Below are 236 nucleotides of genomic sequence, written 5' to 3' on the forward strand. Positions count from 1 at the left end.
CTTATATTTATTCTCATTCTGCAGCTTTTTCTGGGAGATGTTTTATCTAAAAGAGGAGGGAATCCAATGTATTAGAATGCGTGTATATTTCACTATACAGCCAGCCTCCTTTTAATAATATAGCTTCGTTGAATACTTTCTGTGTGCCATCCCTAAGATCATCTAGCCTCATTCTAGTATATTTATTAAACTCGTTATATTCATCATCATGTTCAGAGGCCAACGTTAAATATTCG

The 236-nt window shown here is 34.3% G+C and carries 1 protein-coding gene; it reads right to left on the reverse strand.

The genetic code is table 11. The annotated features are described in order from the left end of the window. Window positions 1-46: 46 nt before the first annotated feature. On the reverse strand, window positions 47-236 hold a 190-nt coding region (locus CVH10_RS27150), incomplete at its 5' end, for a hypothetical protein (RefSeq protein WP_219925119.1).

Source organism: Halomonas sp. ND22Bw (genome assembly GCF_003011945.1).
GTDB lineage: Bacteria > Pseudomonadota > Gammaproteobacteria > Pseudomonadales > Halomonadaceae > Halomonas > Halomonas halophila.